This is a genomic window from Nocardiopsis dassonvillei subsp. dassonvillei DSM 43111 (genome assembly GCF_000092985.1).
Classification (GTDB): domain Bacteria; phylum Actinomycetota; class Actinomycetes; order Streptosporangiales; family Streptosporangiaceae; genus Nocardiopsis; species Nocardiopsis dassonvillei.
Genome location: NC_014210.1, coordinates 2833622 through 2859539, shown reverse-complemented (window position 1 = coordinate 2859539; position 25918 = coordinate 2833622). Strand labels below are relative to the sequence as shown.

Here is a 25918-nt window from a genome sequence, read left to right as displayed (position 1 = left end):
GTGCGCCCCGCTCGGGGTGTGAGCACGGCGCGACCCGGGGTGAAGCCCCGTCCGCACGAGGAGGAAACGGTTCCCATGGCTTACGTGACCACCCGCGACGGCGTCGAGATCTTCTACAAGGACTGGGGGAGCGGCCGACCGGTCGTGTTCATCCACGGCTGGCCGCTCAACGCCGACGCGTGGGAGGACCAGATGAAGTGGGTGGCCGACAACGGCTTCCGCGGCCTCGCCCACGACCGCCGCGGCCACGGCCGTTCCGGCCAGCCCTGGAGCGGCTACGACTTCGACACCTTCGCCGACGACCTCAACGACCTCATGAACCACCTGGACCTCCAGGACGTCACGCTGGTGGCCCACTCCATGGGCGGCGGCGAGCTCGCCCGCTACATCGGGCGCCACGGCACCCGGCGCGTGCGCCAGGCCGTCCTGCTGTCCGCGGTCCCGCCGATCATGGTCAGGTCCGACACCAATCCCGAAGGGGTGCCCGAGGAGGTGCTCACCGGGATCAAGGACGGCATCATCAGGGAGCGCTCGCAGTTCTGGAGGGAGACCGCGGAGGGCTTCTTCGGCGCCAACCGCCCCGGCAACAAGGTCACGCAGGGCAACAAGGACGCCTTCTGGTTCATGGCCATGCACCAGTCCATCGAGGCCGGTGTGCGCTGCGTGGACGCCTTCGGCTACACCGACTTCACCGATGACCTGCGCCGCTTCGACGTCCCGACCCTGGTGGTGCACGGCGACGACGACCAGGTCGTGCCGATCGACGCCACCGGCCGCAAGTCGGCGCGGATCATCCCGGACGCCACCCTGAAGGTCTACGAGGGCGGCTCCCACGGCATCGCCCTCGTGCCGGGCGACAAGGAGAGGTTCAACCAGGACCTGCTGGAGTTCCTCAAGAGCTGACCCGCCCGGGTGGGCGGGACCGCGCGGGCGCGGCGGGGCCCGCCCGCCGGAGCGGACGTCGGACGCGGCCGTGCGGAGCGGGAGAACGCGGTCTCCGGACAGGGCGGGAGGGGGAACGCGCTGCCGGACCGCGAGGGGGCGCGGGCGCCCTCCGAGGGCCCGTTTCCTCCGCCGGGTGTTGCCAGTGCGGCCCGTGCGCCACAGGATGGGTCCTGCCGACGGCCCCAGGGGCCGTACCGACGGGCGGAAGGCAGGACATGACCGGTTCGACGACATCCAGCACCGTGGGCGACATCCTCCGGCGCAGCGCGGCGCGCACCCCCGGGCGTACCGCGCTGGTCTTCGGCGGGCGCTCCTGGACCTACGCCGACCTGGACGCCGCGGTCACCCGGGCCGCCGCACGCCTGCTCGGCCTCGGCGCCGTCCGGGGCGACCGGGTCGCGGCCTACGGCAGGAACTCCGACGCCTACCTCATCGGGTTCCTGGCCTGCGCCCGGGCGGGGCTGGTCCACGTGCCGGTCAACTTCGCCCTCAAGGGGGAGGAGCTGGCCTACCTGCTGGAGCAGTCCGGCAGCACCATCGTCCTGACCGACCCCGCCCTGCGCCCGGCCGTGGACGCGCTGCGCGACGGGACCGGCGTGGAACAGGTGCTGGAGCTGCGCGAGGGCCCCGGTTCGCTGCTCGCCGACAGCCTGGAGGGGCCGGTGCCCGAACTGGACGCCGGGGTCCGCGACACCGACCTGGTGCAGCTGCTGTACACCTCCGGTACCACCTCCCGCCCCAAGGGCGCGATGATGACCCACCGGGCCCTCGTCCACGAGTACCTGTCCTGCGTGGTGGGCCTGGACCTGTCCGCCGACGACGAGCCCCTGCACGCCATGCCGCTCTACCACAGCGCGCAGATGCACGTCTTCCTCATGCCGTGGCTGGCGGTCGGGGCACGCAACACCCTGGTGGAGGCGCCCGACCCCGCCGACCTGCTGGAGCGGATCGAGACGGCCGGACACCGGGCCTTCTTCGCCGCGCCCACGCTGTGGGTGGCGATGGCGGGCCACCCCGACTTCGCCCGGCGCGACCTGACGAGCCTGCGCAAGGCCTACTACGGGGCCTCCGTCATGCCCGGCCCGGTGCTGGAGAGGCTGCGTTCGACCCTGCCCGGACTGGGCTTCTACAACTGTTTTGGCCAGAGCGAGATCGGCCCGCTGGCCACCGTGCTGCGCCCCGAGGAGCACGACGCGCGCCCCGCCTCCGCGGGCCGATCCGCCCTGTTCGTGGAACTCAGGGTGGTGGACGACAGCGGCCGCGACGTCGCCCCCGGGGAGCTGGGCGAGGTGGTGTACCGGTCGCCGCAGCTGTGCCAGGGTTACTGGGACAAGCCCGAGGAGACCGAGGAGGCCTTCCGGGACGGCTGGTTCCACTCCGGCGACCTGGTGCGCGCCGACGCCGAGGGCTACATCGAGGTGGTGGACCGGATCAAGGACGTCATCAACACCGGCGGCGTGCTGGTGGCCTCCCGCGAGGTGGAGGACGCCCTGTACACCCACCCCGGGGTGGCCGAGGCCGCGGTGGTCGGCGCGCCCGACGAGAGGTGGATCGAGGCGGTGACCGCGTTCGTGGTGCCCACCGGGGAGGCCGACCCCGAGACCCTGCCCGACGACCTGGTGGAGCACGTGCGCGCCCGTCTGGCGGCGTTCAAGGCCCCCAAGGAGGTACGGGTGGTGGACGAGCTGCCGCGCAACGCCTCCGGCAAGATCCTCAAGCGCGAGCTGCGCGACCGCATCGCCTGACCGGCACCGCGCCGGGGTCGTCTCCGGGGCCGCGCGCCGCCGTGCGCGCGGCCGGAGCGCCGGGTGGGCGGCTGCGGCTCAGCCCGTGCGGTCGGGCGCCTCCTCGGCGTAGCGGGCGGCCAGGGTGTGGAAGGCCAGTTTGGGCTCCCAGTGGCCGTCGTCGGGGGACAGCCCCGACTCCAGCGGTGGCGGGCGCACGATCCCGAAACTGGCCATGTCCTGGTCGCGGGTGGGATCGGGGGAGTAGCGGCAGTCGCCCTCGATGAACATGCACACGAACGCCCCGTGCACCTCCTCGGTCTCGAACACGTCCAGCAGGTCACTGATGAGGTCTGCCTGCACCCGCTCGTCGCGCACGTACCCGTCCCTGACCCTGCGGTCCCCCAGGTCGCTCCAGTCCAGGATGTCCGAGCCCGAGCCGCCCCTGTCCCGGGCGCCCTCGTAGGAACAGCAGCCGAACTCGGTGACGACCAGCGGTTTGCCGTGGGCGCGCAGCCGACGCAGCCCCTGCCGGTAGGAGCGGCGGGTGAGCTCGTCCAGGTAGTAGTCCACGCCGACCACGTCGAACGGCGTCCAGTCCACGGTCTCCCATGCACCGGAACCGTAGGTGAGCGGCCCGTGGAACCTCGCGCGCGCGGTGTCCGCCAGCTCGCGCAGCAGCCGGTTGAGCCTGCGGTCGAACCACGGCAGCAGGGGGAAGAGCAGCCCCAGCGCGCGCGTGCGCCGGTCCAGGTCGCGGCCGGGCAGCACCCCGGCGGCGAACAGGCTGATCTCGCAGCCCACGTTGAGGCCCACCCGTTCGGGGTGGTCGCGGCGCAGCCGTTCGGCGGCCTCGGCGGCCCGGCCCAGGTTGGCCGTCAGCTCGCCCGGCGCGGCGTCGACCAGGCGGGGCTGGACCCACACGTACAGCCCCCGGCCCAGCGCCAGGCGGGCCGCCTCCTCCAGCCGCCCGAGGTCCTCGCCGAAGACGGTGACCGCCGTGCAGTGCAGGTCCTCGCGGATCACCCGCATCTCCCGGTCCACCACATCCGGGCGCCACCGCGGCCGGGAGTTCTGACCGGGCAGGTAGCTGGAGCCGACGTCGTACAGGATCCCCCTCTGCGCCAGGGGGCGGCGCGGCCCGCCCGCGTCGGGGAAGGGGGCGCCCGCCCGGCCGCGGCCGCGCAACGCGTACACGACCCAGAAGGCGGCCAGGCCCGGGCCGAGGGAGAGCACCGCCTGCCAGGGTTCCGGAGCGGAGGACAGGCGCAGGCCGAGTTCATCGGAGAGCACGCCGACGGCGGTCAGGGCCGTTCGCGCGGCCAGCGGCGTCCACACCTCCCCGGTGGTCGTTCTCAGGGCCCCGAGGAACAGGCCCAGGAGGAACACCTCGCCGGAGAGCGCCGCCGAGCCGGTGACCGCGGCGGCGAAGAGCGTGTACAGGGCGGCCTGGCCGAGGAGAGCCGCCCACGGGGGGTACCGCAGCCCCAGGTGGTGCTGCGCGTAGCCGCGGAAGACCAGTTCCTCGGGCAGGATCTGGGCCGCCAGGAGCAGGGGCAGGGTCACGGCCAGGGCCGAGGCGGCGCCCCCGACCGCGCCGGTGTCCGGGGTGGCCGCGCCCAGGGCCCGCGCCGCGCCCAGGAGCGCGGCCGAGGCGAGCAGGACGGTGAGGGCTGCGGCCAGCGGGACGGGCCATCCCCGGGGCGCGAGGCCGAACGCGGGGGTCGGCGCGCGGTCCAGGAAGCGGCGGGCGGCCCACAGCAGCGGCGGCACCAGCGCCGTGCACAGCGCGGCCCGCACGGCCAGGGCGGGGAGGGAGTCGGGGTCCCCCGCCGCGCCCGGAACCGACGTCGAGGCGGCCGCGGCGAGCACACCGACCAGGGTTGCGGCGGCGCAGACCAGGACGGTCGGGGCCACGGGGCCCGCCCGGGGGCGTGCGGCCCTCGGGGCGCGGGGCGCGGTGTCGGATGGGGGCGCGGAGCGGGGCTCGTCCGGCATGGCCGCCTTCCCGGGGGTAAACTCCGTACGGCGTTCGGTCTTTGTCGAACAGTGTACGGAGTTTTCGCGAGGAGGCAAGAGTGGCCTACGTCCACGACCCCACGGCCACGCTCGAACTGCTGTGGGACGGCCCCCGGCGGCCCCGGCGCGGCCCCCGGCACAACCTCACGGTGGAGCGCGTCGTCGAGGCCGCCATGCTGGTCGTGGAGGAGGGGGGCGTGGACGCGCTGTCCATGCGCGGAGTCGCCTCCCGGCTCGGCGTGGGCACGGCCACGCTCTACACCTACGTTCCCGACAAGTCGGCCCTGATCGCCCTGATGGTGGACACGATGGTCGGCCAGGCGGTCCTGCCGCACACCCGCGCCGGCACCTGGCGGGAGAAGGTCCGGGCGTGGGCCCACGAGGACCTGCGCTCCTACCGCGAGCACCCCTGGCTCGTCGAACTCACGGCCACCGGGCAGCCGGTCGGCCCGCACACCTTCGCCTGGGTCGACTCCGCCGTGCGGGTCTTCGACGGCACCGGGCTGAGCGACCACGAGGTGTTCACCGTCGTGGAGGCCGTGAACGGCTACGTCCGCGGCCACGTCGCCCTGGTGGTCCAGGCCGACCGGGCCGGGGCCTGGACCACCCCCGACGGTCGCACGTGGGACACGGTCCAGGAGGCCTTCCTGGCCTCCCGCGCGGGTGCGACGGGGCGCTACCCGGCCGTCGAACGCGTGACCACCGCGGGGCCGACCCCGGAGGAGGCCTTCTCGCGGGGGCTGGACTGGCTCCTGGACGGGATAGAGCTGCGCGTGCGCTCCCGCGCCGCCGAGCGCTCCTGACGCTCCGGACGGTCTCCGCGGACCGACACGGCGGCGGGGGTGCTTGCGCGGGCACCGGGCTCCCCGGAACCTGGGACAGTCCGGGGCGCGGCCCCGACCACCTCGGGCGGTCCCGGCCGGTGCGGCCGCGCCGACCGTCGGCACCGTGTCCCCGGGCCGTGCGGTCCGCAGCTGACGAGGAGGCGACGCGGTGAGTGGCGAGGACAGCACGAAGGCCGTGGTCATGGCGTTGGCGGCCAATCTCGGGATCGCCGCGACCAAGTTCGTCGCCTACCTCCTGACCGCCTCGTCGGCCATGCTCGCCGAGTCGGTGCACTCGGTGGCCGACTCCGGCAACCAGCTCCTGCTGCTGATCGGCGGGCGGCGGGCCAGGCGCACGGCCACACGGGAGCACCCCTTCGGCTTCGGCCACGAGCGCTACGTCTACGCCTTCCTGGTGGCGATCGTGCTGTTCACCCTCGGCGGGCTGTTCGCCCTGTACGAGGCCTGGGAGAAGATCCGCGACCCGCACCCGATCACCTCCTGGCAGTGGGTCCCCGTCGTGGTGCTGCTGGTGGCCGCCGCCCTGGAGTCGACGGCGCTGCGCACCGCTATGCGCCAGACCAGGACGGCGCGCGCACGGGTGGGGTGGTTCGGCTTCATCCGCCGCACCAAGGCCCCGGAGCTGCCGGTGGTCCTGCTGGAGGACACCGGCGCCCTCATCGGCCTGGCCTTCGCCCTGGTCGGGGTCAGCCTCACCCTGATCACCGGCAACGGCGTCTGGGACGGGCTCGGCTCGGGGGCCATCGGACTGCTGCTGATGGTGTTCGCGGTGGTCCTGGCGGTGGAGATGAAGAGCCTGCTCATCGGTGAGTCGGCCAGCGAGGAGCACATCCGCCTCATCCGCGAGGCCGTCCTGGGCTGTGCGGACATCGACGCGGTCATCCACATGCGCACGATGCACCTGGGCCCCGAGGAGCTGCTGGTCGCCGCCAAGGTGGCCGTGGACGCCGAGGACGACGCCCGCCGCGTCACCGCCGCCATCGACGAGGCGGAGCGGCGGATCCGCGAGGCGGTGCCCATCGCCACGATCATCTACATCGAACCCGACCTCCTGCGCCCGCGGTCCGCCGACTGATGCGCCCGGCGGCCGCGCGGGCCGGGCCCGGGAACCGGGGGAGGGGCGGCCGCCCTGCGCACCGCCTTTTCTTGTGGCGTTCATCTTCGCCGGAAAAAGAAAGCGAACTCGTGTTCGAGTAAAATGAACATTGCCCGGGAATGGGCGGTCGGCGCGTGGGGGGGCGGAGTCGGCGCCGACGCGTGCGGCCCGGGCCAGCAGGGAAAACGGGGCGCCCTGTCCCGTGGGGGCGTGGGGGACCCTGCGGGGCGCGGACGCCTTTCCCCTGCCTTTTCGGTCGCCGTGGACGGGCGGGCGAGCGGCTTCTGGCATATGGCGAAAAATTTCCTCCCGGCGGCTTTTGGTCCCTTTTCTTAGGGAACGTACTCCTCACATCGCGATCATCCCCCGCCGGATCCCGGCCTCCTACCTCGACAGACAGCGCGGGCGTGCCGCCCGCTCACTGTCCTCCAGGCAGACATCAGGCACCGAACAGGACACGACACCGGGGGCTTCCTCTTGTCCATCAACGTTCCCCACGCGACGCACGAGACCTTCGACCACACACCAGCCGTCCCCGGACCGCGCAGACCGGTCTGGGACGAGGACCCCACCGCCGAGGACATGCTCGCCGAACTCCACGGCCTGGACAGGGACGATCCGCGGGCCGACGACCTGTGCGAACGGGTCGTGGTCCTCTACCAGCCGCTGGTCAACAAGCTCGCCCGCCGCTACAACGGCCGCGGCGAACCGCTGGACGACCTGCAACAGACCGCCATGCTCGGGCTGGTCAAGGCCATCCACGGCTTCAACCCCGACCGCGGCAAGCCGTTCATCTCCTACCTGCTGCCCACGGTCACCGGTGAGATCAAGCGGCACTTCCGCGACCACACCTGGGCCGTGCGCGTGTCCCGGCGCCACCAGGAGAACCGGATCAAGCTGCGCCAGGCGCTCAACGACTTCCAGCAGGCCCACGCGCGCACGCCCACGGTCCACGAACTCTCCGAGGAGATGGGGCTGCCCGAGGCCGAGGTCGGCGAGCTCATCCAGGTCTCGGAGTCCTACCGCTCCCTGTCACTGGACGCCCCGGACACCTCCGACTCCGACGGCCAGGAGGGCACCCGGCTGGAGGACCACCTGGGCAGCGAGGACGAGGGCCTGGAACTGGTGGTCCAGCGCGAGTCGCTCAAGCCCGCCCTGGCCCGCCTGCCCGAGCGCGAGCGCGAGATCCTCATGCTGCGCTTCTTCGGCGACCACACCCAGTCCGAGATCGCCGACTGTCTCGGCTACTCGCAGATGCACGTCTCCCGGCTCCTCAACGGAGTCCTGGGGCAGCTGCGCGAGGAGATGGGACAGGACGGGCGCGCTCGGGGATGAGGCGGACCGCGCCGCCGGGAGGACGCCGACGGGGGACGTCCTCCCGGCGGCACCGTTCACACCCGCTGTCACCGGGGACGCCTACCATGCCGCCATGGCCACCGCACCGCTGACCGCCCGCGCCTTCCTGGCGCGCCTCGACGAGCACCGCAGCGACGAGGAACTCCGCAAGTACCAGCGCTACTTCCGCTTCGAGGCCGGACACCAGCCCGAGGACGACTACTTCGTCGGGGTGCGCATGGGCACGGTGTTCGCCCTGGCCAAGGAGTTCGTGGACATGCCCCTCGACCAGGTCGAGGAGCTGATGGACAGCCCTGTGCACGAGGCCCGGGCCGGGGCGATGAGCATCATGGAGAAGAAGGCCCGCCACCGGCGCAGCACGCCCGGACAGGTCGCCGCGCTCGCCGAGCTGTACCTGCGCCGCCACGACCGCGTCAACAACTGGGACCTGGTGGACCTGGCCGCGCACCACGTCCTGGGCCGCCACCTGCGGGACCGCCCCCGCGGGGTCCTGTACACCCTGGCGCGTTCGGACGACCCGTGGCGGCGGCGCACCGCCATCGTGGCGACGGCGCACTTCATCGCCCACGACGACCTCGACGACGCCTTCGCCCTGTCCGAGATCCTCCTGGGCGACGACCACGAACTGGTGCAGAAGGCGGTGGGGTGGATGCTCCGAGCCGCCGGTGACAAGGACCGCGACCGGCTGCTGGCCTTCCTCGACACCCACGCCGCGCGGGCCCCGCGCCCCCTGCTGCGCGCCGCGATCGAGAAGCTCGACCCCGGACAGCGCGCCCACTACCGCGGGCGCTGAGCGGCGCCGCGCCCCCGCGGGGGCGCGGCGCCGGATCCGCTACTCGGAGGGTTCGGGCAGGGGCGGGCACTCGATGGTCGGATTGACCCCCATGTAGTTCAACGGCCCGACGAAGATGGTTCCGACGGTGTGGCCCAGCGTCGAGCACGAGGTCTCGTCGCTGCTGAACAGACCGCGCTGGAACGCGGCGATCAGCCCGACGAGCAGCCACAGGACGACGAGGGTCGAAAGAACGATGCGTACTCGCACGCTCTGCCTCCAGGGGATGGGGGGTAGATCGGTTGTCTTCGCCGCAGACCTATACCCGCGAGACGCGACGTTTCACCCGGTCCCGCCTCCCGCTTCCGCGCGGACCCGCTCCCCGTGCGGAACGCGCGCCGTCCCCCGGTCCGGGGCCACCCGGCTCAGCGGGTCCGGCTTCGAGTCCGTTCGGCGGCGCCCCTCCACCAACCACGTCCATGCCGCCGGTGGTGAGGGCCGGTCCGGGCCTGAACGGGCGGATCACACCGGCCGTGCGCACCGACGCTCAGGCGGTCGCCAGCGCGGTGCGCCGCGTACGCACCGCGAAAGCGGTGAACACCACCGCGGCGGCCACGGCCGTGGCGAGCATGACCGCGGTCATGCTGGACAGGGTCACCGGGCCGGTCAGCCCGGCGGTCGAGGCCAGGCCGGAGCCGATGCCGAACTGGAGCGTGCCCAGCAGGGCCGAGCCGCTTCCGGCGATCTTCGGCGGCTGTCCGTCCAGGGCCAGCGCCGTGGCGTTCGGCGACACCAGACCGGTGAACACCATCATCACGAACAGCGCGGCGGTCACCGTCACCAGGCTCGCGCCGCCCGAGGACCCCAGCAGCGCCAGCGCGGCCACCGAGGCGATCGACCCGGCCAGGCCCAGGAACAGGCGGCGGTGGATCTCCACCCGGCGGATGAGGTAGGCGTTCAGCTGGTTGCCGATGATCATGCCGAGCGTGGTCACCGCGAACACCAGGCTGAACTCCTGGGCGCTGGCCCCGAAGCGCGAGTGGGCCACGAACGAGAACGTCGAGATGTAGGTGAAGCTCATCCCGAAGCTCAGCGCGAGCGTGAGCGTGGGAGCGGTGAAGCGGATGTCGCGCAGCAGGCGGCCGAACACCCGCAGCTGCGCACGCGGACTGACCCGCTCGCGCTGCTCGGGCGGCAGGCTCTCGGGCAGGCCGAACAGCACCAGTGCGAAGGTCGCCAGCCCGGTCGCGCCGAGCACGGCGAAGAGCAGCTGCCAGGGTCCGAAGAAGAGCAGCTGGCCGCCCAGGATCGGGCCGAGCATGGGGGCCAGGCCGGAGAGCAGCACCAGCCGGGAGAAGAAGGTGGCGGCGGCGTCGCCGTCGAACACGTCCCGCACGATCGCGCGCGAGATCACCAGTCCGGCCGCGGCCGACAGCCCCTGGCCGAAGCGCAGCAGGCTGAACATCTCCACGCTGCTCACCGTCGCGATGGCGAGGGTGGTGGCGGTGAACACGCCGATGCCGACCAGCAGCGGCGCGCGGCGCCCCCAGCGGTCGCTGAGCGGGCCGATGACGAGCTGGCCCAGGGCCAGACCGGCCATCACCGAGGTCAGGGTGAGCTTGACGCTGGCCTCGCTGGTGCCCAGGTCGGCGGCGATCTGGGGCAGCGCGGGCAGGTACAGGTCGGTGGCGAGCGGGCCGATCGCGGACAGCACGCCGAGGACCAGGACGAGCAGCAGCGTGCGGCGGCGCGTCCGGGCCGTGGCGGCCGTGGCCTCCTGGCGGGCCGGACCGGCCTGCTGCGGCACGTCGTGGTGGTGCGGGGGGTTGTGGGCGGACGGGACGTTCTGGGCGTCCGGGACGACCTGGACGTCCGTGGTGATCTGGGCACGACGATTCGGACGTGCGGAAGCAAGGGTCACCGAGGCTCCAACGCGGGGAAAGGTATCGACAAGCGGTGCGCGGTACGCGGGGGGCGCCGTGAACCGCCTTCGGGCGGGGCGCCGACAGAAGTCCCGTGAGAGGACCAGAGGGTCCCGGGATCACTTCCGCCTCCAACACAAGGCTAGGAGCAGGCAATCCCCGCTTTACCCAACACGTCGAGTGATCCGAATTACGGTGTTGGAATGCCCTGCTGGTAAAGGGATTCGGTCCGCTGTGACGACGCCCATGCGGGGATGGGGGCCGTCGGGTCCTCGGGTTCCGCTCATTCCCCCGGCCGCGTGGTGCCCGATTCCCCATGGTTACCCCGTGGTAGTTCCGCTGGGCGAAACACGCCTTTCGGCAGCATGTTCTGTGAAGAAAAGAGCGGACCTGGGAGGCACGCCCCAGGAGCTCACAGGCCTGTGGGGCCGTGGGGCCGGCCTCTGGAGGCCGCACGCCGCGAGCACCGGCAGGGGAATTCCCCGGAAAGGTGTGCTAGCCTGACCGGGTAAGGGTTTACGGGAAAAGGAAAATAACTTTCTTCGGCCTTGATTCCGGCATTTTTCCGGTTATTCTCGGCATATGCCGAACCCCCTTTCTCCCGTCGTGCTGTCCGCGTCCGTGATGACCCACCCCCGCCGGATCGCCGCCGCGCGCCGCGTCCTGGACTCCCTCGGGATCGAGGACGCCTGCCTGGCCGTGGACCCCGAGCCCGACGGGCCGCCCAGCTCCCTGCGCGCCTCCCAGGTCGCCTTCTCCAGCGCGGAACGCTTCGACTCCACCCACCACCTCGTCCTCCAGGACGACGTCCGCGTGTGCGCGGATTTCGCCGACTCCGTGCGCGACGCGGTGAAAAGGCATTCCGAGGCCGCGCTCTCCCTTTTCGTGGAATGGGGTTCGCGCACCGCCTACCTGGCCCGGTGGGCGGTGTTCACCGGAGCCGGAGCGGTCCCGGTGGTCAACCCGTACATGCCGACTCCCGCCCTGCTCCTGCCGCGCGAACCGGCCCTGGACATGGGCCGCTACCTGCGCGGCGCCGGGGGCCGCTCCGACGACCGCGCCGCCCTGCGGTTCCTGCGGGAGCGCGGCACCCCCGCCCTGGTCGCGGCGCCCAACCTGGTCGAGCACGAGGACCTGCCCAGCATCAAGGGCAACGACGAACACGGGCTCCGGCACTCGGCCTGCTTCGCGGCGGAGGGCGCCCGCTTCGCGGGGCCGGTCCTGGACCTGCCTCCGCTGCTGCCGTTCCTGCGCTGGAACACCGGGGAGGCCGTGGTCATCGACACCGGCAACGACGTGCCCGAGGCCCACCGGCCCACAGCGCGGGTGCTGGAGGAGTGGGGCGCGGCGCCGGGTGAGCTGAGCCGGGACTGCGCCGAGCACCTGGGCGCCGATTCCGGGCCGCTGTTCGCGCTCTGGGCCACCGCCGCCGCCTTCGGCGCGGTCCAGGAGCTGCACTGGCCGGGCACGGTGGCGGGCCTGCGCGCCCGCCGGGACGACCCCCTGGTCGGGCGCGCGCTGGCCACCTTCGCGCCGGGCGCGCTGCGCGTCGTCCTGGCCCCGGACCGGCTGGCGCGGCTCTCCGGGCGGCTTGTGCCGGCGGTGCTCGCCGCCATGGAGTACGGGGCCCGCCTCACCGCCGCCCGCCCCGTCTGAGCGGGGCGGGCGGCGGCGGTGCGCCTCCGGCCGCCGCCCCGGACACCGAGGGCGCGGCCCGGATGGCGGGCCGCGCCCACCGCGGCCCTCAGTGTCCCCGGTCGATCCACTCCTGGAGGTGGGGCGCCTCGGCGCCGATCGTCGTGGACGGGCCGTGCCCGGTGTTGACCACCGTGTCCTCCGGCAGGCTGAACAGCCGGTCGCGGATGGACTCCACGATCGTCGGGAAGTCCGAGTAGGACCGTCCCGTCGCCCCCGGGCCGCCCTGGAACAGGGTGTCGCCGCTGAACAGCACGCCCAGGTCGGGTGCGTACAGGCACACCGCGCCCGGGGCGTGGCCCGGGGTGTGCAGGACGGTCAGCCTGGTCCCGGCGATGGTGATGTCCTGCCCCTGGGACAGCTCCGCGTCGGGCGCGCGGTCCGGGTGGGTCATGTCCCACAGCACCCGGTCGGCCGGGTGCAACAGGATGGGCGCGCCCGTGGCCTCGGCCAGCGCCGGGGCCGCGTTGACGTGGTCGTTGTGCGCGTGCGTGCACACCACCGCCACGAGTTCGCGGTCGCCCACCGCGCCCAGGATCGCGCCCGCGTCGTGCGCGGCGTCGATGACCAGGGCCTGGTCGCGGTCGCCCACGATCCAGACGTTGTTCTCGACCTCCCACTCCCCGCCGTCCAGGGCGAAGACCCCCGAGGTGGTCAGGTGTTCCACGCGCGCGCCGCTCACAGGACCACCACCGAGCGCAGGACGTCGCCGCGTTCCATCCGGGCGAAGGCCTCCTCGACCTCGCCGAGTCCGATCTCCTCGGTGACGAAGCCGTCCAGGTCCAGGCGTCCCTGGAGGTAGAGGTCGATGAGCACCGGGAAGTCGCGCGAGGGCAGGCAGTCGCCGTACCAGGAGGACTTCAGCGCCCCGCCGCGGCCGAACACGTCCAGCAGCGGCAGGTCCAGGCGCATCTCTGGGGTGGGCACGCCCACCAGCACGACCGTGCCCGCCAGGTCGCGCGCGTAGAAGGCCTGCTCGTAGGTCCTGGGGGTGCCCACGGCGTCGATCACCACGTCGGCGCCGAAACCGCCGGTCAGGTCGCGGATGGTCTCGACCGGGTCGGTGAAGGAGGCGTTGACGGTGTGGGTGGCGCCGAACCCGCGCGCCCATTCGAGCTTGCGGTCCTCCAGGTCCACGGCGATGATCCGTCCGGCCCCGGCCAACCGCGCGCCCGCGACGGCCGCGCTGCCCACGCCGCCGCAGCCGATGACGGCCACTGAGTCCCCGATGCCCACGCCGCCGGTGTTGATGGCGGCGCCGATCCCGGCCATGACCCCGCAGCCCAGCAGACCGGCCGCGGCGGGCGAGGCCTGCGGGTCCACCTTGGTGCACTGCCCCGCGGCGACCAGGGTCTTCTCCGCGAACGCGCCGATGCCCAGGGCGGGGGAGAGTTCGGTGCCGTCCTCCAGCGTCATCCGCTGCTCGGCGTTGTGCGTGTCGAAGCAGTACTGGTGCCGTCCCCGGCGGCAGGCACGGCAGTCCCCGCACACCGCGCGCCAGTTCAGGATCACGTGGTCACCCGGCGCGACGGTGGTCACGCCCTCGCCCACGGACTCCACCATGCCCGCGGCCTCGTGCCCGAGCAGGAAGGGGAACTCGTCGTTGACGCCGCCCTCGCGGTAGTGCAGGTCGGTGTGGCACACCCCGCACGCCTGCACCCTGACCACGGCCTCGCCGGGGCCCGGATCGGGCACGACGACCGTGGTGATCTCCACCGGCGCCCCCTTGGACCGGCAGACCACCCCTTGTACCCGCTGAGACATCTTCGCTTACCCCCACACGTGGCCGGAGGCGGCGCGGGTACGCGCCGCTTCCGGCACCATTCCCCACCCGCGTCACACCTATCCCGGTCGCGGGGCCTCCTCCTGCCCCGGACGCCCTCCCACCGGTTCCCCGGGGTGCGGCCGGGGAGCGCCGGTCACGCCCCCGAGCCCGGGCGGACGATCATGAGCACGACGACGGACGCCCACACCAGGTTGTAGATCCCGGTGATCATCGACAGCGTGCGCAGCGCGCGGGGGTCGCCGGGCTCGCGGAGCGCCTCGCGCTGGCGGGGGTAGATCAGCGCGGCCAGCATCAGGCCCGCCAGGGCCGTGAGCAGCATCGAGACGATGACCCAGATCTCGCCCATCCGGCCCTGGAGCAGGGCCAGGGCGATCCCGACGGCGGGGACGACGATCCCGGCGACGGCGTAACCGCGGGTGGTGCGGTGCAGCAGGGCGGCCACGGCGGCGTCGCGTTCACCCGGGTCGCGCCCGTCGGGGGAGCGGGCGCCCGGGGGCGTGCCCGCGGCCCCCGCGTCGGCGGCGCCGACGGTGGCGGGCACGGCGACGGGGGCGAACCGCGGGAAGAGGCTGGCCGCGACGGTCGATCCGCCGACGAACACGATGGCGGCGAGCACGTGGACCGAGAGCAGCAGGTGTTCCATGAGATGTCCTTCTTCCTTCAGGCTGCCTGAAGCATACCCCTGGCTTCAGGCAGCCTGAAGGAGGGGTCGGTGCACGACCCCGGAGGTGATCCGGGAAACGGGAGAGGCGGTGGACCGCCGGTCTCAGGAGCCGCCCGGGGCGCCGAAGGCCTCCCGCGCGGCCTCGCCCACCCGCCGCCGCACGGGGTCGGCGTCCGGCCCGAACATCGCGGTGTCCACCGAGGCCACCGCCTGCCTGGCCGCGTCGAGCAGGCGGGCGCCCTCGTCGGTGATCTCGATCGCCGAGGCAGCCCCGGCCCGCGACGTGTGGTCGCGCACCAGGCCCGCGGCGACCAGCGACTTCACCGAGCCGTGCACGCTCTGGACCGTGATCCCCGACATCCGCGCCAGATCGCTGAACGAGGCGCCCGGAACCCCGGAGATGTGGCCGAGCAGCCCGAGCCGGGCGACCGTCAGGTCCAGGGGCGCGAGCGCGGCGTTCAGTTCGGTCTCGATACCGCGCGCCAGGGTCAGCAGGATGATCGAGGGACTGGTCACGGGCGGTCCGGGGCGGCTGTTCTCGGTGCTCACACCCCCAGTCTCCCCCACCGCGCGGGGCGGATCCGCCCCGCGCGGCACCGCCCCGGCGGGCGGGTCAGCGGGTGAAGTCGTCGGGGCCCCGGGCGGGACCGTGGTAGAACAGGCGGTCCGGCTCGTCCTCGGGCACGGTCGGGTAGGTCGGGCCGTTCCCGGCGGGCGCGCGGCGGGCGACCGTTCCCAGGACCGGTGCCAGCATGGCGTCGGCGACCGCGTCGCGCAGCTCCGGGAGCAGCGCGTACAGCACGTCGCCGGGGCAGGCGGTGGCGTTGAAGTCGCGGTGGCCCAGGATCGCGCTGTGCGGATCGAGCCGGTAGGCCCCGCACAGCCACGCCAGGGTGGCCACCAGCGCGTCGGTCAGGGCCCCGGTCGGGCTCACGCTCGTGTAGAGGCCCTCGTTCTCGATGCCGATACAGGTGCTGTTGTTGTTGGCCACGTGCGCGCCCACGATGTGGCTGCCCTCGCGGATGGCGGCGAAGCTGCGGTCGCGGCCCTCCATGACGTGGCCGCCGCGGCTGATGGTGAGCTGCTGGCCGGTGTCCAGCCAGCCGTTGGAGTCCATGTGGTAGTTCTGGATCGCCCTGGACAGGGCGTAGGCGTGGCTGAGCGAGTAGTCGGTGCTGTTGGCCGTCGCGGTGTGGTGGACCACGATGTAGCTGGGCGCGGTGGTCAGGATCTGGACCCGGCCCGCGGGCGAGCGCGCTCCCCAGTCGGCCCGGGTGTGCAGGGGCGGTTCGGCCACCCCCGCGGAGGCGCTCGCGCCGCCCGCGGTGAACGCCCCGCCGAGAACGGCGGCGCCGGAGGCCAACGCGGCCCCGCGCAGGACGGTGCGTCTGTCCGGACCTGACCGGTGGGTTCTGGTCATGGGTGATCCTCCGGCTCGTGTCATGACTTGCCAGTCCATAAGAGAACACGGACCACCCACGGTGCACAAAGTGTGACGCGGTGAATTTTCATGGCCGTGACCGGCCAGAACGCCACTCTTTGACCCCATGGGTAGAAGTAGGTCGTCGGTGTACAAGACGGCGGAGAAACGATAGAGCGGGAATGCGCGTTTTCCCCTATTCCATCCCCGCCTCTTTGCGCGTCCTTTCCGTTGTCCTCGACAGGTCTTTTCCGGACCGCGGCGCCCGGGCCCGGCGCCGGTTCCCGCCGTGCGGTGTCCTCCCAAGGACCGCCGACGCCCTTGGCTGCGCCGCTGGCCGGTCCCGGGCGTTTGCTGTACAGTTCCTGACTACTCAGGCGACCCGTGCCCCCGGGCTCCTTCTCCCCCCACCCCGAGAACCAACGGAAGAAGAAGAGGACCCATGACGAGTACGACCGCCGAGAGGACCGGGCGCCCCGGGACGGTGGAGGCGGCCTTCCTGCTCCTGCTCGCCCTGATCGCCGTCGACCTGGTGCTGTGGGTGCTGAACGTGTTCGTTGTCGCCCCCACCGGGCTGGACAGTATGCGCGCGGCCGCGGGCGAGGAGGGGGGCCTGCGCCAGGCCGCCGTGTCCGGCGCCGCCACGCTGCTGTTCGCGGCGGTGGGCGTCCTCCTCGCCGTCCTGGTGCGCCGGGGCCGCAACTGGGCGCGCCTCCTGATCGCCGCCGCCGCTGCCCTCGTCGTGCTCATGGACCTGGCCACCGCGAACATGGACGCCATCGTGTGGCCGCCGGCCGGGATGTCGGCCTACGACGTCCTCGGCTACGCCGTTCCGGGACTGCTGGGGCTTTCCGCCCTCGTGCTGCTGTTCCTGCCCGCGTCCAACGCCTACTTCTCGCGCGGGGCGCGAGCCGAGTAGGCGCTGCGGCGGACGCCCCCGGCGTCAGCCGTGGCCCGGGCCGTGCGGGACGACCATGGACAGCACCCCGGGCAGGCCCGCCCAGTCACTGGTCACCGTGGTGGCCCCGGCCCGCGCGAGTTCGCGCACGCGGGCGGCGGCCTCCTCCGGGGAGGGGGTGCGCGCGTCGATCGCGGGGGACACCGCGTGGGCGTCGGTCATCACCAGGAGGTAGTCGTTCTCGCCGTACCAGGAGGTGTCGATGCCCCCGGTGTAGGTCGGGGCGCTGCCGTCGAAGACGACGAACCACGGCCGCAGCTCCTCGGCGTAGCGCTCGCGCGGGTCGCCGCCGCGGGCTCCGAGCACCGCCGGGAAGGTGGCCGCCTCGTCCAGGCGGCCCCCGGCGGCCAGGTCGCGCAGGCGCGACGCCTGCTCCTCGTCGGTCCACAGGTCGTCGAAGGGGTTGCCCTGCTCGAAGGTGCCCGGGGTCAGGTAGACGACGACCCTCCCGGCCAGAGCGCCGCGCGAGGGCCAGCCGTCGGCGCGCACCGCCTCGTCCAGGGTGGCGTGGGCGCCCGCCAGCAGGTCGTCCGGCCGGAACAGGGCATCGCCCAGGACGTGGTCGGCGAGCGCGTCGAACTCGGCGGGGCCCAGACCCGCCTCGGCGTGGTAGCCCTTCTTCATCTCGACCTTGAGCAGCAGCGGCGGGTGGCCGGGGTTGGCCTCGTGCCAGGTGCGCACGTCGCGCAGGCAGTCGGCGAGGTCGCCGTCGCCGCCCCGGCGCAGTTCGTCGGGGCTGGTGGCCCCGGCGCAGTTGTTGTGCTGGCCGACCAGTTCGTGGTTGACCCGCCAGGTGCCGAACCACTCGTCGGTCCACACGTCCAGTTCCAGGAGCCCGGCACCGGAGTCGAGGGCGTCGGCGAAGTGGGGGAAGGTCGCCGTCTCGTAGGCGTTGTGCACGCCCACGGAGGTGGTCCGGGAGAGGGCCTGCTCGGCAGCGGAGGCGGGGGAGGGGGCGCTGGTCAGGGCGAGGGCGAGCGCGGCGCAGGTCAGCGCGGCGGTGCGGGCGGAGGGCATGGGGGTCCTTCGGCGCTGGGGGTCACTGACTGGTGGTCAATCAACCACAGGTCACCGCTCGTGCGCAAAGGGTCATGCTCCGGAAGGTGGCGCGGGGCCCAACGGAGGATGAAGTCCCGTCGGGCCCCGCGAAGTCCGGGCGTTCAGGCCACGGGCTCGGGCACGCGGTCCCGCTCCTCGGCGCGGGGGGCCAGACGCCCGGTGCGGTGCAGCCACCAGTCCGCGGCCAGGGTGCCCAGGGGAGGCACGGAGGCGGCCAGGGCCACCAGGGTCGCCCACAGGTTCCAGCGCAGGTGCAGGGCGGCGGCCAGGGTGACCACCACGTAGAGCACGAAGGCGCCCCCGTGCAGGGGGCCGAAGAGGTGCACGCCCGCCTCGCTGCCGCTGCCCAGGTACTTGACGTACATGCCGCCCAGGAGGCCGATCCAGGTCAGGGCCTCGATGATCGCCACCACGCGGAAGACGATCGCTGTGACACGGGGACTGATGCTCACGCTGTTCCTCGGACTCGCTCGGTTCTGGACAGGAGGGGGAGGTTCCCGGCACCCGCCGGGCCCGGACCGCTCCCAGGCTAGGACACGTTTTCGAGTGGCCGGATCCGGGGCGGGCGGTGCGAGAGCACACGTTCGGGAGTTCCGCGCGCACCGGTGACGGGCCTCTCCGGCCCGGCCCGTGGCGGTGGGCACAGGCCGGAGGCGACGGAGGACCCGGGGGCGCGCCCCCGGGTCCTCAGCGGGCCCCCGCGGTCGTGCGACCGACCGCGGGGGCCCGACCCCGGCCCCTTCGGCGGGGCTCCTTCGACCGGGCTCTCCCGGCCGAGTCCCCTCAGCCGGGTCGCACCGAGCCCGGCGCCGTCAGCCCAGGGCCTCCACCACGACCTCGGCGGCCCCGGCGATCAGCGCGTTGTCGTACTCGGCGTCCTCCTCGTCGCGGCTGGACATGACGGCGAGGACGATGGGGTCGCCCTCCGGGGGCCAGATGACGGCGATGTCGTTGCGCGTGCCGTAGTTCCCGCTCCCCGTCTTGTCGCCGACCTCCCAGCCCTCGGGCACCCCGGCGCGGATCAGCTCGTCCCCGGTCAGGTTGTCGACGAGCATCCGCGTGAGCACCTCGCGCCGGTCCTCGGGCAGGGCGTCGCCGAGGACGAACTCGCGCAGGCTCCCGGCCATGGCGCGCGGCGTGCTCGTGTCCCGGGTGTCACCGGGCGCCCACCGGCTCAGGCCGGGTTCGACGCGGTCGGCCTCGATCACGTCGTCGCCCATCTCCTCCATCGCCCCCTCGAACCCGTCGGGTCCGCCGAGTTCGTCGAAGAGCAGGTTGGCGGCGGTGTTGTCGCTGTAGCGGACGGCGGCGTCGGCCACCTCCATGAGGGGCAACCCGGTGTCGACGTGCTGTTCGGTGACCGGTGAGTGGCCGAACACGTCGTCGGCGTCGTAGGTGACGACCTCCTCCATCTCCTCGGGCGTGTTCCGCTGGAGCACCAGCGCCGCGCTGAAGGCCTTGTGGGTGGAGCAGTAGGCGAACCGCTCGTCGGGGCGGTGCGCGACCTCCTCGCCGCTGCCCGTGTCCACCGCGTAGACGCCCAGCCGCGCGTCGAACTCCTCCTCCAGGTCCGCGAACTCGTCGGCGAACCCGGCGGAGAGGTCGGCCGGGGCCGACCGCCCGGCCGAGCCCTCGGCGGAGGGCCCGGCCGAGGGCTCCGTCCCCGGAGCCGGTCCGGAACCGTCCGCCCCGCAGGCGGCGGCGGGAACGAGGGTGACCGCGGCCAGGGCCGCGAGTCCGGTGCGCCGTAGGGGTGAAAGCAACATCTTCCCTGCTCCTTCTGTCCTGGGGACGTCCGGTCTCCGTGCCCGGTCGGCACGGAGCGCCGTCAGCCCAGCTCCTCCGCGACGATCTCGGCGGCCCGGGCGATCAGCGCGTCGTCGTACTCGGCGTCCTCCGCCTCGCGGCTGGACATGACGGCGAGGACGATGGGGTCGCCCTCCGGGGGCCAGATGACGGCGATGTCGTTGCGCGTGCCGTGGCTTCCGGCGCCCGTCTTGTCGCCGACCCTCCAGTCCTCGGGCACCCCGGCGCGGATCAGCGCGTCGCCGGTGGTGTTGTTGACGAGCAGGTCGTTGAGCACCTCGCGCCGGTCCTCGGGCAGGGCGTCGCCGAGGGTGAACTCGCGCAGGTTCCCCGCCATGGCGCGGGGCGTGCTCGTGTCGCTGGTGTCCCCGGGGGTCCAGTCGTTCAGTTCGGTCTCGATCCGCTCCGGGTCGGTGACGTCGTCGCCGATCGCCTCCAGTTCGTCCTCGAACGCGTCCGGTCCGCCCAGCTCCTCGAAGAGCAGGTTGGCGGCGGTGTTGTCGCTGTAGCGGACGGCGGCGTCGGCCACCTCCATCAGCGTCATGCCCGTGTCCACGTGCTGCTCGGTGACCGGCGAGTAGTCGACCAGGTCCTCCTCGGTGAAGGTGACGACCTCCTCCATCTCCTCGGGCGTGTTCTGCTGGAGCACCAGCGCCGCGGTCAGGGCCTTGTGCGTCGAGGCGTAGGCGAACCGCTCGTCGGGCCGGTGCTCGACCTCCTCGCCGCTGCCGGTGTCCACCGCGTAGACGCCCAGCCGCGCGTCGAACTCCTCCTCCAACCGCTCGAACTCCCGGGCGGGACCGCCGGAGGCCGCCGGAGAGGCCGACTGCTCCGCCTCGGGGGTCGCGGCGCCGTTGGCCGCCGCGCAGCCGGTGGCGGGGACGAGGACGACCGCGGCCAGGGCCGCGAGTCCGGTGCGCCGGTGGGATGAGAACACCATGTGTGCCTGCTCTTCCTGTCCTGGGTGTGCGCGGGTCTTCGTCCGGGGCCGAAGGCGGCCCGGACACGGAAGACCCCCGGTCAGCCGTGCGGGAACCCGCACGCGCCGCCCTGTCGGGCGGCCTCGACCAGCAGTCTGACCGCTGGCAATGATGCTGTCCAAGACAGAAACGACCATTTCCATGCCAGAACGGCATACCATGAGGGCCATGGACCTCGTCGGCGCCTGCAAGGCGTTCGTGAACGTGAGCGAGAGGGGCAGCTTCACCCTCGGAGCCGCCGCCGCGCGCATTCCCCAGCCGGTCGCCAGCAGGCGCATCGCCGCCCTGGAGAGACACCTGGGCGCCCGCCTGTTCGACCGCTCCACCCGCCGGGCCACCCTCACCCAGTTCGGCCGCGACATGCTGCCCTCGGCCAGGCGCCTGGTCCGGCTGGCCGAGGAGATGGAGCACGACGCCGAGAGGGCGGCGCTGCGTCCGCTGCGTCTGGCCGTGCCCGACACCTGCGCCACGCGCGACCTCGCCCTCCTGGGCGCCGAGGCCCGCGAGGAGGGCATCCACCTGGACTTCCGCTCCGCCGCGCCCGCGGCGCGGACCGAGCTGCTGGGCGCCCGCGAGGTGCGCGCCGCCCTGGCGGGGGTGCCGCCCGGCGAGGCCGCGTGGACGGTCCCGCTGGGGCTGGCGGGCGCCGGGGAGCCGCGCGCCGGGGCCGTCTACCTAGAGACCCTGCGCCTGCCCCGCGACCGCTCGTCCTCGCGCGGCCGCCGCGTCTGGCTCCAGCCCGAGGACGACGTCCCCCACGTGCGCGACCCCCTCAACCGCCTGCGCGACGCCGTGGGCCTGCGGCCCGGCCAGGTGGTCCTCGCCGCCTCCCTGGCCTCCGCCGCCGCCGAGGTCCTGGGTTCGGAGGACCTCCTGCTCTGCTCGCCCCGCCAGGCAGAGGACCTGGGGCTGTACTGGCGCCCCACGGGCGAGGTCCGCCTCGCCCGCGGCTACGAGGTGGCCGCCGAGACCGGGGACGAGGCGGAGCGGCTGCGCGCCCTCCTGGGACGGGCGATCGCCCGGTGCCTCGGCGCCCCGGCGGGGGAGAGCCGAGGCGAGCCGTCCGGGCGCGAACCGCTCGGACGCCCCGACCCCGGACAGGAGCCCGCGTGAGCGCCACCGCCCTGGTCCGCGACCTGCGCCGCGAACTCGACGAGGGGGGACTGCGGGGCTCCTTCCTCGTACGTGACCTGCGTACGGGCGAGGAACTGGGCATCGAACCCGACCTGGAGTTCTCGACGGCCTCGCTGGTCAAGGTCCCGCTCGCCGTCGCCACGCTCGAACGGATCCGCGCGGGGGAGATCGACGGCGCTGAGCAGGTCCTCGTGCAGCCGGGCCGGATCACCACCCCGGGGCCCACCGGGGTGAGCCGGTTCCGCCACCCGGCCCGCGTCAGCGTCGAGGACCTGCTCTACCTCAGCATGTGCCTGAGCGACAACGCCGCCACCGACGCCCTGTTCGAGATCACCCCTCCCGAGCGGGTCGCCGCGTCGCTGCGCGCGGCCGGGCTGCGCGGCATCACCGTCCGGCACACGATGCGCGGCCTCAGCGACACCCCCGCCGACCGGCTCGGCCCCGAGGGCGCGCACCTGGCGCACTCGCTGGCCATCGGCGAGGGCACCGCCGGACGGGGGCACCGCATCGAGCAGCTCGACGTCACCCGGGCCAGCTCCGGGGCGGCCCGGGCCTTCGCCGACCTGCTGGAGGCGCTGTGGCGGCCCCGGGCGATCGACCCGGACGTGGCCGCCCGGGTGCGGGAGCTGATGGGCGACAACCTGCTGCGCCACCGGCTGGCCCCCGACTTCACCTCCGACCTCTCCCGGTGGTCGTCCAAGACCGGAACCCTGCTCAACCTGCGCCACGAGATCGGTGTGGTCGAGCACGCCGACGGCCAGGCCTTCGCCGTCGCGGTGCTCACCGAGTCGCGCGTGCCCGCCTACCACCAGCCGGGGGCGGAGGCGCTCATGGCGCGCGTGGCGCGGGAGCTGCGCGACCACCTGCGGGCGGGCGTCCGCTGACCGACGAGGGCGCACCCCTTCACCGTGATCCTCTACCCGTAGCCGAAGCCGGTGCCCGAACCCCGCTGTAAGGCGCAGGCCAGGGCCCTCAGGTCACACCGGCGACGCGTGCGGCCCGACCATGGGGGCGGGCCTCAGCCCCGGGCGGCGAGCCCGAGGGCCGGGGCGAGCCGGGCCAGCACCGGCAGGATGTCGCCGTCCTCGGCCAGCGGCTGCACCGCGACGTGGTCCGCGCCCGCCTCCAGGTGCGCGCGCAGCTCCGCCGCCGCCGACTCCGGCGCGCCCTGCGCGACCATGGCGTCCACCAGCGCGTCGCTGCCGCCGTCGGCGAAGTCCTCGTCGGAGAAGCCCAGGCGCCGGAAGTTGGCGAGGTAGTTGGTCAGCCGGTTGTCGACGTAGACGCTGAGCCCCCTCCTGGCGGTGCGCCGGGTCCGCTCGCGGTCCTCTCCCAGGGCCACCTTGTGCTCGGGAGCCAGCAGCGGGCCCTGGCCCAGAGCCTCGCGCGCGCCGCGGGTGAACTCGGGGTTGACCAGGTAGGGGTGGGCTCCGGCGGAGCGCTCGGCGGACAGGCCGAGCATCCGCGGCCCCAGGGCGGCGACCACGCGCCGGTCCGCGGGCACGCCGCCGCGGTCGAGGGCGTCCAGGTAGTCCACCACCGCGCCGAAGGGCCTGACCGCCTCGGGGCCGTTGGCCTCGCGGTGGCCCGCGCCGATGCCGAGCAGGAACCGGCCGGGGTGCTCGGACTCGATCCGGCGGAAGGAGTCGGCCAGCGCCTCCGCGTCCGCGGTCCAGATGTTGACGATGCCCGTCGCGACCGCGATCCGCGACGTCGCGGCCAGCGCCGTGGACACCTCCTCCAGATCTGCGCCGGGGGAGCCGCCGACCCAGACGGCTCCGTAGCCCAGCCGTTCGATCTCGGCGGCCGCGTCGGCGGTCAGGTCGGTCCTCGTCACCCACACTCCGTAGGTCCCCAGGTCGACGGCGGTGGCGTTCAGGCTCATGTCGGGCCTTTCTTGACGGTGGTGTCGGCGTGCCGCCCCCTGCGGCCCGCCGGACGGACACGGGGGGACCTACCCACCTCCCGCCCCGAACGAGCGCCTCAGGGCGGGGGGGAGGAGAGCCGTCCGGGCCGTCGTGCCCCGTTCTCCGCGGAGCACCGGGCGCGTCTCCCCGGGACGTGCTCCGTGACGCCCGCCCGGTGCGGGGCCGAGGACCCGGCCGCCGGGACGGACCACGGCGCCCGCGCGGCGCGGGGATTCCGGTCACAGCGGGTGCAGGCGTTCGGCCGCGCCCGCGCGCACGGCCTCCGAGACCCGGTCCAGGACCGGGGAGCGCAGGTTCCACCGCTGCCAGTACAGGCGCACGTCCACGGGGCGGTCCGGGGCCAGGGCCACGAGCCGCCCCGAGGCGATGTGCTCCGAGCACTGCGGTTCGGGCACCACGCCCCACCCGAACCCGAGCAGGACGGCCCGGGCGAAGTCCTCCGAGGCCGGGACGTAGTGCCGGGGGCCGCAGGGCTCACCGCCGGGGGACTCGCGCAGGAACCGGTCCTGGAGGTCGTCTCGGCGGTCGAAGTTGACCACCGGCGCCCGGGCGAGCAGCTCCGGGTCCGCCCGGCCGCCGAGGTGCTCCCGGTCGAAGCCCGGGCTGCACACCGCGTGGTAGCGCATCGCGCCCAGCCCCGCCACGGTGCACCCCTGGACCGCCTCGGGGGTGGAGGTCACGGCGGCCATCACCGCCCCCGAACGCAGCAGGGAGGTGGTGTGCTCCTCGTCCTCGCGGTGGATCTCGAACACCGCGCCCAGGTCGGCGGGCGGGTCCGCCAGCGCCTCCAGGAACCAGGTGGCCAGGCTGTCGGCGTTGACGGCCAGCGGCACCGACACCCGGCCCCGCTCGCGCTCGCCCAGCCGCAGCTCCGCGGAGGCGTCCTCGTCCAGCAGCAGCACCTGGCGGGCGTAGCGCAGCACCACGTCCCCGGCGGCGGTGGTCCGCACGGGGTTCGTGCGCTGGACCAGCACACGGCCCGCGGTCTGCTCCATCGCCCGGACCCGCTGGGACACCGCCGAGGCGGTCACGTGCAGCCGCCGCGCGGCGGCATCGAAGGTGCCCTCGTCCACCAGGGTCGTCAGGGTGCGCAGATGGTCGAACTGGAACGGCATCTTAAGCCTCCCTCATGGATCCTAAGAAAGTTTAGCTTTACTGCACACGGGTGCCTGACCTAGCGTTCCGGGGTGAACGAGACACTTCTCCCCGCCATGCTCGGCCTCGGTACCGGGCTGGCGCTCATCGTGGCCATCGGCGCCCAGAACGCCCACGTCCTGCGGATCGGCATCGAGGGCCGCACCGGCACCGTCCTGCCGGTGGTGCTGGTCTGCGCCCTGTCCGACGCGGTGCTGATCACGGCCGGGGTCCTCGGCGTCGGCGTCGTCGTCGAGGCCGCGCCCCTCGCCGTCGCCGCGGTCCGCCTGCTGGGCGCGGGCTTCCTGGTCGTCTACGGCCTGTCCGCCGCGCGCCGCGTCCTGCGCCCCGGCTCCCTCGTGGTCGGCGGCGGTTCCTCCGTCGGGCGCGGGGCCGCGGTGACCACGGCGCTGGTGCTCACCTGGCTCAACCCGCACGTGTACCTGGACACGGTGGTGTTCCTGGGCTCCCTGGCCAACCAGCAGGACGGCGACGCACGTTGGTGGTGGACGGCGGGCGCGGTCACGGGCAGCCTCGTGTGGTTCTTCGGGCTGGGCTTCGGCGCCCGTCTGCTGCGCCCGGTCTTCGCCCGCCCGGGCGCCTGGCGGATCCTGGACGCGCTCATCGCCGCCGTCATGCTCACCCTGGGCGTGCGCATGGCACTCGGCGCCTGAG

General features: G+C 73.5%; 25 protein-coding genes. 11 read left to right on the top strand and 14 right to left on the bottom strand.

Features of this window, described 5'->3' with window-relative positions; translation table 11 throughout:
- Positions 1–75 precede the first annotated feature (75 nt).
- Together NDAS_RS11910 and NDAS_RS11905 are read left to right on the top strand one after the other, a co-directional pair.
- The gene (locus tag NDAS_RS11910) at positions 76–903 is read left to right on the top strand and encodes an alpha/beta fold hydrolase (protein WP_013153435.1); all 828 of its coding nucleotides are present in this window, start codon (positions 76–78) and stop codon (positions 901–903) included.
- A 257-nt stretch (positions 904–1160) separates the two neighbouring features.
- A complete protein-coding gene (locus NDAS_RS11905) occupies positions 1161–2690 on the top strand; it encodes an acyl-CoA synthetase (protein ID WP_013153434.1) in 1530 nt (509 codons plus the stop codon).
- A 78-nt stretch (positions 2691–2768) separates the two neighbouring features.
- Here the strand turns inward: NDAS_RS11905 and NDAS_RS27630 are convergent, their stop codons facing one another.
- Complete coding sequence (locus NDAS_RS27630) at positions 2769–4667, bottom strand: CPBP family glutamic-type intramembrane protease (RefSeq protein ID WP_013153433.1); 1899 nt, start codon at positions 4665–4667, stop codon at positions 2769–2771.
- 80 nt (positions 4668–4747) lie between these two features.
- Here NDAS_RS27630 and NDAS_RS11895 point away from each other — a divergent pair, with 80 nt between their 5' ends.
- From NDAS_RS11895 to NDAS_RS11880, 4 genes are all read left to right on the top strand, one after another.
- Complete coding sequence (locus tag NDAS_RS11895; RefSeq protein ID WP_013153432.1) at positions 4748–5491, top strand: TetR/AcrR family transcriptional regulator; 744 nt, start codon at positions 4748–4750, stop codon at positions 5489–5491.
- Positions 5492–5681: 190 nt separating this feature from the next.
- A complete protein-coding gene (locus tag NDAS_RS11890; RefSeq protein ID WP_013153431.1) occupies positions 5682–6608 on the top strand; it encodes a cation diffusion facilitator family transporter in 927 nt (308 codons plus the stop codon).
- Positions 6609–7106: 498 nt separating this feature from the next.
- Positions 7107–7964, top strand: coding sequence for a SigB/SigF/SigG family RNA polymerase sigma factor (locus tag NDAS_RS11885; protein ID WP_013153430.1), 858 nt, complete (start codon positions 7107–7109; stop codon positions 7962–7964).
- A 94-nt stretch (positions 7965–8058) separates the two neighbouring features.
- The gene (locus NDAS_RS11880) at positions 8059–8778 is read left to right on the top strand and encodes a DNA alkylation repair protein (RefSeq protein ID WP_013153429.1); all 720 of its coding nucleotides are present in this window, start codon (positions 8059–8061) and stop codon (positions 8776–8778) included.
- 39 nt (positions 8779–8817) lie between these two features.
- On the opposite strand, the gene NDAS_RS11875 is transcribed toward NDAS_RS11880, so the two are convergent.
- Positions 8818–9027, bottom strand: a complete 210-nt coding sequence (locus NDAS_RS11875) for a hypothetical protein (RefSeq protein ID WP_013153428.1) — start codon at positions 9025–9027, stop codon at positions 8818–8820.
- A gap of 277 nt (positions 9028–9304) precedes the next feature.
- On the bottom strand, positions 9305–10678 hold the full coding sequence (locus tag NDAS_RS11870) for a multidrug effflux MFS transporter (RefSeq protein WP_013153427.1): 1374 nt from the start codon (positions 10676–10678) through the stop codon (positions 9305–9307).
- A 583-nt stretch (positions 10679–11261) separates the two neighbouring features.
- On the opposite strand from NDAS_RS11870, the gene NDAS_RS11865 reads away from it, so the two are divergent.
- Positions 11262–12335 (top strand): hypothetical protein, encoded by a 1074-nt coding sequence (locus NDAS_RS11865; RefSeq protein ID WP_013153426.1) that lies wholly within the window; start codon positions 11262–11264, stop codon positions 12333–12335.
- 88 nt (positions 12336–12423) lie between these two features.
- Here NDAS_RS11865 and NDAS_RS11860 read toward each other — a convergent pair whose 3' ends face one another.
- From NDAS_RS11860 to NDAS_RS11840, 5 genes are all read right to left on the bottom strand, one after another.
- Positions 12424–13056, bottom strand: coding sequence for an MBL fold metallo-hydrolase (locus NDAS_RS11860; protein WP_013153425.1), 633 nt, complete (start codon positions 13054–13056; stop codon positions 12424–12426).
- Entirely contained in the window at positions 13053–14138 is a 1086-nt protein-coding gene (locus NDAS_RS11855) for an S-(hydroxymethyl)mycothiol dehydrogenase (protein WP_013153424.1), read from the bottom strand. Before NDAS_RS11855 ends, NDAS_RS11860 begins: the two co-directional genes overlap by 4 nt.
- Before the next feature lie 155 nt (positions 14139–14293).
- Positions 14294–14803 carry a hypothetical protein gene (locus NDAS_RS11850; protein ID WP_013153423.1) on the bottom strand — a complete coding sequence of 170 codons (510 nt, stop codon included), beginning with the start codon at positions 14801–14803 and terminating at the stop codon, positions 14294–14296.
- Between the two features lie 123 nt (positions 14804–14926).
- Complete coding sequence (locus tag NDAS_RS11845; RefSeq protein WP_013153422.1) at positions 14927–15373, bottom strand: MarR family winged helix-turn-helix transcriptional regulator; 447 nt, start codon at positions 15371–15373, stop codon at positions 14927–14929.
- Between the two features lie 64 nt (positions 15374–15437).
- Entirely contained in the window at positions 15438–16244 is an 807-nt protein-coding gene (locus NDAS_RS11840; RefSeq protein ID WP_013153421.1) for a peptidoglycan recognition protein family protein, read from the bottom strand.
- Between the two features lie 442 nt (positions 16245–16686).
- On the opposite strand from NDAS_RS11840, the gene NDAS_RS11835 reads away from it, so the two are divergent.
- Positions 16687–17163, top strand: coding sequence for a hypothetical protein (locus NDAS_RS11835; RefSeq protein WP_013153420.1), 477 nt, complete (start codon positions 16687–16689; stop codon positions 17161–17163).
- 24 nt (positions 17164–17187) lie between these two features.
- Here NDAS_RS11835 and NDAS_RS11830 read toward each other — a convergent pair whose 3' ends face one another.
- The 4 genes from NDAS_RS11830 to bla (NDAS_RS11815) form a co-directional block, all read right to left on the bottom strand.
- Positions 17188–18219 carry a phosphatidylinositol-specific phospholipase C domain-containing protein gene (locus tag NDAS_RS11830; RefSeq protein WP_013153419.1) on the bottom strand — a complete coding sequence of 344 codons (1032 nt, stop codon included), beginning with the start codon at positions 18217–18219 and terminating at the stop codon, positions 17188–17190.
- Between the two features lie 143 nt (positions 18220–18362).
- On the bottom strand, positions 18363–18713 hold the full coding sequence (locus NDAS_RS11825; RefSeq protein WP_013153418.1) for a DUF3817 domain-containing protein: 351 nt from the start codon (positions 18711–18713) through the stop codon (positions 18363–18365).
- A 360-nt stretch (positions 18714–19073) separates the two neighbouring features.
- Complete coding sequence (gene bla / locus NDAS_RS11820) at positions 19074–20027, bottom strand: class A beta-lactamase (RefSeq protein WP_013153417.1); 954 nt, start codon at positions 20025–20027, stop codon at positions 19074–19076.
- 62 nt (positions 20028–20089) lie between these two features.
- The gene (gene bla / locus NDAS_RS11815) at positions 20090–21007 is read right to left on the bottom strand and encodes a class A beta-lactamase (protein WP_013153416.1); all 918 of its coding nucleotides are present in this window, start codon (positions 21005–21007) and stop codon (positions 20090–20092) included.
- A 208-nt stretch (positions 21008–21215) separates the two neighbouring features.
- Here bla (NDAS_RS11815) and NDAS_RS11810 point away from each other — a divergent pair, with 208 nt between their 5' ends.
- Together NDAS_RS11810 and NDAS_RS11805 are read left to right on the top strand one after the other, a co-directional pair.
- Complete coding sequence (locus NDAS_RS11810; RefSeq protein WP_041552728.1) at positions 21216–22160, top strand: LysR family transcriptional regulator; 945 nt, start codon at positions 21216–21218, stop codon at positions 22158–22160.
- Positions 22157–23065, top strand: a complete 909-nt coding sequence (locus NDAS_RS11805) for a serine hydrolase (protein WP_013153414.1) — start codon at positions 22157–22159, stop codon at positions 23063–23065. Before NDAS_RS11810 ends, NDAS_RS11805 begins: the two co-directional genes overlap by 4 nt.
- 134 nt (positions 23066–23199) lie before the next feature.
- Here NDAS_RS11805 and NDAS_RS11800 read toward each other — a convergent pair whose 3' ends face one another.
- Both NDAS_RS11800 and NDAS_RS11795 read right to left on the bottom strand, forming a co-directional pair.
- Positions 23200–24066, bottom strand: coding sequence for a TIGR03620 family F420-dependent LLM class oxidoreductase (locus NDAS_RS11800; RefSeq protein WP_013153413.1), 867 nt, complete (start codon positions 24064–24066; stop codon positions 23200–23202).
- A gap of 261 nt (positions 24067–24327) precedes the next feature.
- Complete coding sequence (locus NDAS_RS11795) at positions 24328–25224, bottom strand: LysR family transcriptional regulator ArgP (RefSeq protein WP_013153412.1); 897 nt, start codon at positions 25222–25224, stop codon at positions 24328–24330.
- 96 nt (positions 25225–25320) lie between these two features.
- Here NDAS_RS11795 and NDAS_RS11790 point away from each other — a divergent pair, with 96 nt between their 5' ends.
- Positions 25321–25917 (top strand): LysE/ArgO family amino acid transporter, encoded by a 597-nt coding sequence (locus NDAS_RS11790; protein WP_013153411.1) that lies wholly within the window; start codon positions 25321–25323, stop codon positions 25915–25917.
- Position 25918 lies beyond the last annotated feature (1 nt).

Bases quoted from the DNA above. Each gene is read 5' to 3' on its own strand.
- NDAS_RS11910 (WP_013153435.1), top strand. From the start codon at position 76: ATGGCTTACGTGACCACCCGCGACGGCGTCGAGATCTTCTACAAGGAC.
- NDAS_RS11905 (WP_013153434.1), top strand. From the start codon at position 1,161: ATGACCGGTTCGACGACATCCAGCACCGTGGGCGACATCCTCCGGCGC.
- NDAS_RS27630 (WP_013153433.1), bottom strand. From the start codon at position 4,667: ATGCCGGACGAGCCCCGCTCCGCGCCCCCATCCGACACCGCGCCCCGC.
- NDAS_RS11880 (WP_013153429.1), top strand. From the start codon at position 8,059: ATGGCCACCGCACCGCTGACCGCCCGCGCCTTCCTGGCGCGCCTCGAC.
- NDAS_RS11865 (WP_013153426.1), top strand. From the start codon at position 11,262: ATGCCGAACCCCCTTTCTCCCGTCGTGCTGTCCGCGTCCGTGATGACC.
- NDAS_RS11855 (WP_013153424.1), bottom strand. From the start codon at position 14,138: ATGTCTCAGCGGGTACAAGGGGTGGTCTGCCGGTCCAAGGGGGCGCCG.
- NDAS_RS11850 (WP_013153423.1), bottom strand. From the start codon at position 14,803: ATGGAACACCTGCTGCTCTCGGTCCACGTGCTCGCCGCCATCGTGTTC.
- NDAS_RS11840 (WP_013153421.1), bottom strand. From the start codon at position 16,244: ATGACCAGAACCCACCGGTCAGGTCCGGACAGACGCACCGTCCTGCGC.
- NDAS_RS11835 (WP_013153420.1), top strand. From the start codon at position 16,687: ATGACGAGTACGACCGCCGAGAGGACCGGGCGCCCCGGGACGGTGGAG.
- NDAS_RS11830 (WP_013153419.1), bottom strand. From the start codon at position 18,219: ATGCCCTCCGCCCGCACCGCCGCGCTGACCTGCGCCGCGCTCGCCCTC.
- bla (WP_013153417.1), bottom strand. From the start codon at position 20,027: ATGTTGCTTTCACCCCTACGGCGCACCGGACTCGCGGCCCTGGCCGCG.
- bla (WP_013153416.1), bottom strand. From the start codon at position 21,007: ATGGTGTTCTCATCCCACCGGCGCACCGGACTCGCGGCCCTGGCCGCG.
- NDAS_RS11810 (WP_041552728.1), top strand. From the start codon at position 21,216: ATGGACCTCGTCGGCGCCTGCAAGGCGTTCGTGAACGTGAGCGAGAGG.
- NDAS_RS11800 (WP_013153413.1), bottom strand. From the start codon at position 24,066: ATGAGCCTGAACGCCACCGCCGTCGACCTGGGGACCTACGGAGTGTGG.
- NDAS_RS11795 (WP_013153412.1), bottom strand. From the start codon at position 25,224: ATGCCGTTCCAGTTCGACCATCTGCGCACCCTGACGACCCTGGTGGAC.
- NDAS_RS11790 (WP_013153411.1), top strand. From the start codon at position 25,321: ATGCTCGGCCTCGGTACCGGGCTGGCGCTCATCGTGGCCATCGGCGCC.